Origin of the sequence: Flavobacterium sp., from assembly GCF_044348915.1 — a bacterium.
Taxonomy (GTDB): domain Bacteria; phylum Bacteroidota; class Bacteroidia; order Flavobacteriales; family Flavobacteriaceae; genus Flavobacterium.
In genome coordinates this window covers 1-8866 of record NZ_JBIKRX010000098.1, presented here as the reverse complement: position 1 = coordinate 8866, position 8866 = coordinate 1, and the positions used below count along the sequence as shown (strand labels likewise).

Genomic DNA, 8866 nt, shown 5'->3' with positions numbered 1-8866 from the left:
TAGATACAATAGAAGGTCAAATATGGGGACAATCTTCGATGTGTTAATGAAAAAGATGGTGAAATTTGAATAAATATCAATAAAATCAATAGATAACAAGGGTGCTCTAAGCGCCTATACCTATTAATTTATTCAACATTCCTTGAAAAATAAAGCCGTGAAAAGGTAAAACCGCGTACCAATAAAGCCTACCCCAAATGCCTTTAGGCTTAAAAGTTGCTGATTGATATAAGGTGTTGTTGATGATTTTGAATTCAAGCCAAGCTTCGCCTGGTAATTTCATTTCAGCAAACAAAACTAGTTTTCCTTCGTCTTTATTGGCATACAAAACCCTCCAAAAATCTAATGCGTCTCCAGCATGTATATCGTGTTTGTTTGTTCTTCCTCTTCGAGAGCCAACTCCGCCGTATAATTTATCTATAAATCCTCTAAGATTCCAAAGCCAATCACCGTAGTACCAACCTGTTTCACCGCCTATCGACCAAATTCTTTCTACCGTAAAATTTCGGTCTATTATTTCTTTCTTTCGACGATCTATATAACAGTCTTTTTTTGGAACTTTCAAAAATCTGGATATGTTACTGCTAAATCGCCCACTAATTAACGAATCTTTCCAACTGGAAGCGACATCGTCTTTGTCTATTTTTATCAAGGCTTTCGATAATGCTAGCTCATAAGTCATTGGTTTTACTTCAAGCAATTCATTGATTCGATTGTCCTTACAAATCACTTCAACTTTCATACTACTCACCAATGCAGTAGCTAATTTATAAGAGGTAGAAGTGACGAAATACAGCCAATAGGATGATAATTTGGGAGTCATTATTGGAATGGTATAAATCCATCTTTTTAGTTTTTTGGCTTTAGCAAAGCCCAATAACATTTCCTTATATGTCAGAATGTCTGGGCCTCCTATGTCAAAATTTTGATCGTATGTTAGTGGGTTCAACAGCGATTTCGACAAAAATTCCAGCACATCACTTATTGCAATAGGTTGGCATTTAGTATCGAGCCACCTCGGAGTGATCATAATAGGGAGTTTTTGAATTAAATCTCTAATGATTTCGAAAGATGCGCTACCTGAACCGACAATTATCCCAGCTCTAAGGGTGGTACTTGCAAAATGCCCTGTGTTTAGCACATCTTCCACTTTTTTCCGTGATGATAAATGTTTGGAAAGCGAACTGTCATTGACTATTCCACTTAAATAAATGACTTGTTTTGCTTGCGTTTGATTGAGTCTTTGAACAAAATTTTCGGCAGAAACTCTTTCAAGTTCACTATAATTCAATGCTGAAGAGGACATTGAATGAATTAAATAATAGGCAGCATCGATGTCTTCCGGAATTTCAGTCAAAGTTTCTTCTTTCAAGAAATCAACTTCTATTATTTTAATGCTGTTCAACAACTGTTTGGGCGCATAAAACCTGTTTTTGTCTCTTACGCAACAAACTACTTCGTGGCCTTGCTCTACCAAAATTGGTAATAATCGTTTGCCAATGTAACCTGTTGCGCCTGTTAAGAGAACTTTCATCGTTTTACTTTTAAAGGATAAAGTTAACTCAATTTATTGGAAACTAAGCTAATGAATTCTTTTCTCGTTTTGTCTTTTTCGAAAGCCCCAGTAAATGATGAGGTAGTGGTAACTGAATTTTGTTTTTGAATGCCACGCATGCACATACACATATGTTGTGCCTCGATAACGACTGCAACTCCTAGAGGATTCAAAGCTTCCTGAATGCAATTTTTAATTTCGTCAGTCAACCTTTCTTGAACTTGCATTCTTCTCGAAAAAGCATCTACAATTCTTGGAAGTTTGCTTAATCCAACAATTTTGCCGTTTGGTATATAGGCAATATGCGCTTTTCCAAAGAAGGGCAACATATGATGTTCGCACATAGAGTATACTTCAATATCTTTTACGACAATCATTTGTTTATGGTTTTCTGTGAATAAAGCTGATTTTAGAATAGATAGAGGGTCTAATCCGTACCCGTGGGTCAGGTATAGCATTGCTTTTGCTGCTCTTTCTGGAGTTTTCAAAATACCTTCTCTATAGATGTCTTCACCAACATTGGCGATAATAGAGCGGTAATTTTCAGCCATAACCGACATGGCTTCGTTATCGTAGGTTTCTATTTTTTCGTATCCTTTTAGTTCTTTTGCGATCATTTTGCTTTTGGTTTATAGATTAAATATTGCTGTTGTTATTTCTTAAATTTTAAAAGTTACAATTCCATAGTCCATCTCAAAAACTTGTCCTGAAATTGATTTTGCATTTTCTGATATGAGAAAATTTGCCATGCTTGCTACCTCTTCAGGTTTTAAATAGTTCTTCATCGGATGGCGTTCCATCATATTTTCTTTCATTCGGTCGTTGCGCAGTATGCCTGCTGCAAGCGAAGTGTCTGTTATTGTTGGCGCAATAGCATTGATGCGTACTACCGAAGCTAATTCTGCTCCTAACGATTTTACTAAACCTTCCACTCCGGCTTTAGCTGTGGCAACGCTAGCGTGAAAAGGCATTCCTAGCTTTGCGGCGACTGTACTGAATAAGACAATCGAAGGATCATTTCCTTTTTTTAATGATGGTAAATACTTTTGAATGGTTTTTACAGCCCCAATCACATTGATTTCGAAATCATTTCTAAAGTCTTCAATACTCAAACTTCCGATCGGTTTTAAGTTTATAGAACCTGGACAATAAATTAAAACATCGATATTTTCGATCTCAGGTAGGGCGTCTTGCAAGACATTCAATGAGTAATGCTTCAAATTCGGGTGCGTAATTTCAGGAGCATTCCTACTCATATTGTATACTATATTGTTATCCAATTGCTGTTGCAGAATTTCTTTGCCAATGCCCTTGCTGCCACCGATAATTACTATGTTTCTCATATTAAACTTATCTCTTTGAAATTTTATTATTATTGATTTGCCGTTGTCGGCTGCATTTAAATCTTCCTTCTTCGAAGTTTCTCCGCTTTTCGTGTTTTGTTTTGCGTCCTTGAACTCTTTCTCGCCACATTTTGAAACTTGAGGGTTTCATTTCTTTTCGCATCAAGTCGATGACTTCTTGTTCTTTTAAACCAAATTGTATCTGAATAGCATCGAAAGTAGTTCGATCTTCCCAAGCCATTTCTATGATTCGGTCTATTTCAATTTCGCCTAAATCTCTTTTCAATTTTTATACTTTTTATATTCGTTGACCACAATTTCTGCTTTCAAATCAAACATTAAATTGTAGAGGCCAAAGAAAGTTCGGTTCATATAAATAAAATGTTTCGAGCCGCGATTGCCATTCATTTTTCGAAGCGTAGTGTCTTTGGTGAATCGTTCGCCAAGTTTCGCGATGGTTTGAAAGAATATTTCATCCGAAAAGTCAAATGTTTCTGACTGAAATGGCTTGGTAAAAAGTGATAATAAATCGTAAAACATACCGCTGAAATATTCGATTTCTTCTTGTGAATCTTCAGTTCGAAGAATCTCTAATTCGAATAATTTTTTTTCAAAAAGAAGTTTGTTGTTTATAATTTCCTTTTTTATCAATTCAAAGTAAGGAATATAGAATTCGTTTGGAATTTGTTTCATGCAGCCAAAGTCTAATGCTACCAACTGATTTTCGTTGTTCACCAAAAAGTTTCCAGGATGTGGATCAGCGTGTACTTTTCTTAAAATATGGATTTGATACATATAAAAATCCCAGAGTGCTTGACCTAATTTTTGGGCAGCTTTTAGATCTTTATTTTTTGATGTGAATTCTGAAAGGTGTATGCCAGTCATCCAATCCATAGTAATGATTTTCTCTGAAGAATATTCAGGGTAGTATCGCGGAAAAACTAAGTTTTCTATTTTCTGGCAAGCTTTGGCGACCTCTTGACTTTGTTTAAGTTCTAATAGGTAGTTGGTTTCTTCAGTGAGCTTGTCTTCAACTTCCTTGAAATACTTATCAGAATCCTTGCCTTGGAGGTTAAACATGCGAATTGCAACTGGTTTAACTAAAGCTAAATCTGATGAAATACTATTAGCTACCCCAGGATATTGAATTTTCACGGCTAGTTTCTTATTGTCTTTAACAGCCAAATGAACTTGACCAATACTTGCAGCATTTACTGAGTTGGGATTGAATTCGTCAAAGATTTCATAGGGTGTTTTTCCAAAATTAGTTTTAAAGGTTTTTAAAACTAATGGGGCAGAAAGAGGTGGGACAGAGAATTGAGACAAAGAAAATTTATCAACATATGCTTGCGGTAAGAAGCTTTTGTCCATACTTAGCATTTGTGCCACCTTCAGGGCACTGCCTTTCATGCTTTTTAGCCCGTCATAAATGTCCTCAGCGTTATCTTCGTTAAGTTTATCTCGAGTTAGATCGGTGTTGACGATCTTTTCGCTATAGTATTTTAGATAATTTACTCCAACTTTCGCGCCAGTTTGCACGAGTTTTGTAGCTCTTTCAATTTTTGAAGTTGGAATATAGTCGATTGTTTTCATATGTCGTTGTTAATTGTTTTTTAAAGGTCATGCCTGTCTGCCGATAGGCAGGCGTAATTGCTAACGTTATTCGCTGCGTTCAAGTTGCATCTATCATTATAGGCGTTTGAATTGTATTTCCTCCAATGCTCATTTCATTAGTTCTGTTGTATTTTTTCTTTAAAAAGGAATTTTCCAAAATCGATCAAACTTTCAATTGGCGCCATGTTCATGAGTTCGAAGCTCGCTTTTACTGATTTTTCTATAAAAACATCTGTTTTTTCAAAGGAAGGGGAGGCGTCATCTAACCAGAATTTTAAAATCATCAAAAACTGAATCCAAGCTGACTCTTTCAGGGCTTTTTCCTGAATGTCATGAAATTTTTCGTATTGAACCCTTAAGTCGTCGGTTAGTATTTCGCCGATATAATTTTTGAATTCTACCCTAAGACTGGACAGCTGCATTAAATTCTTAAGTTGATTTCGATGTTCTTTCATGGTCAACTGAACATAACTTCTGTTGGCTGAGAGCATTTCGAAAAAGGTGAAGTAAAAACTCAGTGTTTTAGTTTTCATATCGTAATTTTCATATGCAGGATCTTTCTCAATCAACTGTTTTGTTTTTTCAAAAAACACTTTGAAAATCTCTTTTTCAATACTTTCAATAGTTCCGAAATACGTGTAGAATTCGGTTTCAGTGAAATCATTTTCTTTAGCAAATAGATAAACTGAATTCGGTCTATCGGCATTTTCTAAGCGATAATTCATGTACAAAGACACAATTTTATCTTTGGTATTAGGTGTTTTTTTAGTTGCCATTTTATCTGTGAGTTTAAATTATTTGGTAAATATATAAAATGTTTAACAAATATCATAAAAAATTAAACAAAAAGATTTGTTAATATTTTGCGTTGATTCAAAATATAATTATATTTGTACTATGAAAAAGAACGTTTTAATAACTGGAGGTGCTGGATTTGTTGGAAGACATTTAGCAAAATTGTTAATTGAGAAAGGATTTTCTGTTTCAATTTTGAGCAGAAATTTGAAACAAAATTCGGGAGATATGTATTATTTTCGTTGGGATGTTGCAAATCAGTACATTGATGAGAAGGCTGTTTTGAAAGCAGACTATGTGGTTCATCTTGCTGGCGAGGGAATTGCGGAGAAGAGATGGACTGTAAAGCGCAAGAAAGCCATTGTAGAAAGCAGAGAAAAATCGGCCAAGATAATATATGATGTGTTAAAACGTAACAACAAAAAATTGGAAGCATTTGTATCTGCTTCCGGAGTTGGTATTTACGGAGCTGTTAATGGTCCAGAGATTTGTGCTGAAAACACGGTGCCTGTGAACGATTTTTTAGGTTTAACTTGTCAAAAATGGGAAGCTGCAGCCAATGCCATCGAAAGTTTAGGTATTCGCACGGTCAAAATTAGAACAGGTTTGGTTCTAGGGAAAGAGGATGGTTTTCTTAAGAAATTGGCGCCTTTATTCAAATTGAAATTGGGTTCTGCACTTGGGTCTGGAAAACAATACATGCCTTGGATTCATATTGATGATCTGTGCGCAATCTATCTTGAATCTATTCGTAATGCCGAAATCTATGGTGCTTACAATGCTGCTATAAATGACAATACTACGAACGAATCTTTTTCTAAAATTTTGGCAAAAATCTACGGCTATTCTATGTGGCTGCCTGCTGTTCCAGGTTTTCTAATGAAAATAGCCTTAGGCGAAATGGCACAAATACTCTTAACAGGCCGAAGGGTTTCTTCTGCTAAGATTGAAAAAACTGGTTTTCAATTCCAATACAAAGACTTAGAACAGGCTTTAAGGAGCTGCCTAGTTTAAGCTATTGTTTTACTAAAAAGTAATATTTTACAGTAACCGTTTCTGCGACTTTCATTTTCAGTATTTCGGGGATTTGAATATTGAAATCTTTGGTATTTACTTTGAAATCCGACACAATTTCTAATGATTTTCCTTCTTTTTTTAGAAACACAATTGTGTTTATCTTTTTAGACACTCCGTGTATTTTAAGTTCGCCATTCAATTTAAACTCCTTCGCAGAGTTGCCGATAATGTTGATGTTGAAACCTTCAATTATTCCCTTAAAAGTGGCTTGTGGATAATCGTCTGTTTCCAAATATTTTATATTAAAATGCTCCTCCATTAAGGACAGTTTAAAACGAAAATTTTTCATTTGAACGACGCAATTGAGTTGGCCAGTTTTCAAGTTTAGAATGGCTGAAACTGTTTTGTTTGTTGCGGCTACTTCTTCGTAGAATGGAACTGAGGCTTCAAAATTAATGATGCCTGTCGCAGTGTTCATAATTTTCTGGGCAAAGGAACCTGTGAATACAAAAAAAAGTAGAATGATGACGGTTTTTTTCATATCGACTGAATTGATTCCTCTAAAGTTAAGTAATTTATCGGTCAACAGGGCGAAAAATGATCAAAAAAGTTTTGCCAATTCTATTTTATTTTAAATGGAGATTTATCCATTTTCACATCGGTAATAAAATACTTTGAGTCTCCCCACCACGGGAATGTTTTGTAGCGTTCTATATAAGTCAATTTCACATATTGGCCTTCCATTTCTTTCAAATCGGCAATGACTTTTGTATCACTGTCCAAAACGGAGAAACTGAAAATTTGAGCACCCGAAATTCCTTGGCTCAATTCTCCTTCATAGGTTTTGAATAACATTCCACGGCTGCTGAATCTGATTAATTCTCCTGAACGAACCCCTTCGCTGTAGGTTGCATAATAAATAAATGTAAAGTAGCAAACCGCAGCAATAATACCTAGTCCGATAATAATTCCTAAAAACTTTCTCATAATAGTTGTTTTAATTTAAGTCTAAATTTTCGTCTTTTCCTGCTCTGGTTAGTATGTTGTCAGGCAGTGCTTTTTTGGCTTTAGCGCCCATTTTTTTTAATTTTTCTACACTTGTAATCAGGTTTCCTTTTCCATCCACTAGTTTGTTCATTGCCCCTTGATATTCCACTTTGCTTTCGTCGATTTTCTTTCCAATTTTTATTAAATCGGCTACAAATCCTTCAAATTTATCATACAAAGCGCCAGCTTGTCGGGCAATTTCAAAAGCGTTTTCCTGCTGTTTTTGGTTGGTCCACATACTGTCAATGGTTCGTAAAGTTGCCAATAGGGTAGAAGGCGTCACAATTACAATATTCTTTTCAAAAGCTTTACTGTACAATGTGGTGTCATCATTCAATGCCAAGGCAAAAGCTGGTTCCATTGGGATAAATAAAAGAACAAAATCTGGGCTTTCTATTTGGTACAAATCTTGGTAATTTTTTTCACCCAATTGCTCCACGTGACGTTTTATAGAACCGACATGTTCTTTCAGGTAGCTGCTTTTTAGACTGTCGTCTTCCTCGTTGATGTATTTTTCATAGGCCGTCAGCGATACTTTCGAATCGACGATCATCTTTTTGCCGTCAGGAAGATTGATGACTACATCAGGCAAAACACGCTGTCCCTCGGAATTAGTGTGGGATTGTTGTACATAATATTCTCGGTCTTTTTCTAATCCTGATTTTTCGAGTACACGCTCTAGCACTAGTTCGCCCCAATTTCCTTGCATTTTGCTGTCACCTTTAAGGGCTTTTGTCAGGTTCAATGTTTCTTTGCTCATTTGCAAATTCATTTCTTTTAAACCTAAGATTTGTTGACGCAAAGCCGCGTGATAATCGATGCTTTCTTTGTGAGTATCCTCAACTTTCTTTTCGAATAATTGAATTTTATCTTGCAAGGGCGACAAGATGTTTTTCATATTTTCTTTGTTCTGTTCGGTAAACTTGCTTGATTTTTCGTCTAAAATTTTATTGGCCAAATTCTCGAATTCCTTGGTGAATTTCTCCTGAAGTTTTTCAACCTCGTCTTTTTGTTCCTTATTGCGTTCCCAAAGATTTTCAAAATCGACTTCTTTCTTTGTCAATTGTAGGGCAAGGCTATCTTTCTCGTTGCGAATGGTTTCTTTTTCAGTATTGGCGATCCCTAATTGCTTTTCGAAAGCATTTTTTTCGAAAGCAAATTGTTGATTAATTTGGTCAATTTGGTTGTTGGTAGCGATTAATTTCTCTTCTAGGCTTATTTTTTCGACTTGAAATCGTGCCGAAAAAATAAGTTTACCAATAAAGATTCCAACGGCGAGAGCGATAATGAAAATTAATAAAAAAGGGAGTAGGGATGACATAGAAAATGAATTTTTGAATAAAGTAAAAGTATGGAAAAATATCAATTTTAGTAACTAATCAGTTTATAATTCAAACTCAAATTTAGCTATTATTACCAATGCTTCCAATACATTTAGGCCATTTTTTATAGTTGTATCAATGACTGAGCGTATTTTAGCAAAGTTTTGTGCTGC

At 35.4% G+C, this 8866-nt stretch carries 10 protein-coding genes and 1 pseudogene; 1 reads left to right on the top strand and 10 read right to left on the bottom strand.

All coding sequences use genetic code 11. The annotated features are described in order from the left end of the window. Nucleotides 1–106: 106 nt before the first annotated feature. From ACIQ1E_RS12620 to ACIQ1E_RS12590, 7 genes and pseudogenes are all read right to left on the bottom strand, one after another. A complete protein-coding gene (locus tag ACIQ1E_RS12620) occupies nt 107–1534 on the bottom strand; it encodes an SDR family oxidoreductase (protein ID WP_396171660.1) in 1428 nt (475 codons plus the stop codon). Between the two features lie 23 nt (nt 1535–1557). Then, nucleotides 1558–2172, bottom strand: a complete 615-nt coding sequence (folE, locus tag ACIQ1E_RS12615) for a GTP cyclohydrolase I FolE (RefSeq protein ID WP_396171659.1) — start codon at nt 2170–2172, stop codon at nt 1558–1560. A 42-nt stretch (nt 2173–2214) separates the two neighbouring features. Beyond that, nucleotides 2215–2847: an SDR family NAD(P)-dependent oxidoreductase gene (locus ACIQ1E_RS12610; RefSeq protein WP_396171661.1), complete on the bottom strand. Its 633-nt coding sequence runs from the start codon at nt 2845–2847 to the stop codon at nt 2215–2217. Continuing rightward, nucleotides 2828–2872, bottom strand: a pseudogene (locus tag ACIQ1E_RS12605) (hypothetical protein); the annotation flags it as partial. The pseudogene ACIQ1E_RS12605 and the gene ACIQ1E_RS12610, both read right to left, overlap by 20 nt. 33 nt (nt 2873–2905) lie before the next feature. Next, entirely contained in the window at nt 2906–3184 is a 279-nt protein-coding gene (locus ACIQ1E_RS12600; RefSeq protein WP_396171658.1) for a TIGR03643 family protein, read from the bottom strand. Further along, nucleotides 3181–4491 carry an ABC1 kinase family protein gene (locus tag ACIQ1E_RS12595; RefSeq protein WP_396171657.1) on the bottom strand — a complete coding sequence of 437 codons (1311 nt, stop codon included), beginning with the start codon at nt 4489–4491 and terminating at the stop codon, nt 3181–3183. The genes ACIQ1E_RS12600 and ACIQ1E_RS12595 overlap by 4 nt, the downstream gene beginning before the upstream one ends. Before the next feature lie 137 nt (nt 4492–4628). After that, complete coding sequence (locus ACIQ1E_RS12590; protein WP_396171656.1) at nt 4629–5288, bottom strand: TetR family transcriptional regulator C-terminal domain-containing protein; 660 nt, start codon at nt 5286–5288, stop codon at nt 4629–4631. A gap of 121 nt (nt 5289–5409) precedes the next feature. Between ACIQ1E_RS12590 and ACIQ1E_RS12585 the strand changes: the two genes are divergently transcribed. Further along, nucleotides 5410–6321: a TIGR01777 family oxidoreductase gene (locus tag ACIQ1E_RS12585; protein ID WP_396171655.1), complete on the top strand. Its 912-nt coding sequence runs from the start codon at nt 5410–5412 to the stop codon at nt 6319–6321. 1 nt (nt 6322) lies between these two features. Here the strand turns inward: ACIQ1E_RS12585 and ACIQ1E_RS12580 are convergent, their stop codons facing one another. The 3 genes from ACIQ1E_RS12580 to rmuC form a co-directional block, all read right to left on the bottom strand. Then, a complete protein-coding gene (locus ACIQ1E_RS12580; protein WP_396171654.1) occupies nt 6323–6865 on the bottom strand; it encodes a YceI family protein in 543 nt (180 codons plus the stop codon). Between the two features lie 80 nt (nt 6866–6945). After that, nucleotides 6946–7311 carry a 6-phosphogluconate dehydrogenase gene (locus ACIQ1E_RS12575; RefSeq protein ID WP_396171653.1) on the bottom strand — a complete coding sequence of 122 codons (366 nt, stop codon included), beginning with the start codon at nt 7309–7311 and terminating at the stop codon, nt 6946–6948. Nucleotides 7312–7321: 10 nt separating this feature from the next. After that, on the bottom strand, nt 7322–8692 hold the full coding sequence (rmuC, locus tag ACIQ1E_RS12570) for a DNA recombination protein RmuC (RefSeq protein ID WP_396171652.1): 1371 nt from the start codon (nt 8690–8692) through the stop codon (nt 7322–7324). Nucleotides 8693–8866 lie beyond the last annotated feature (174 nt).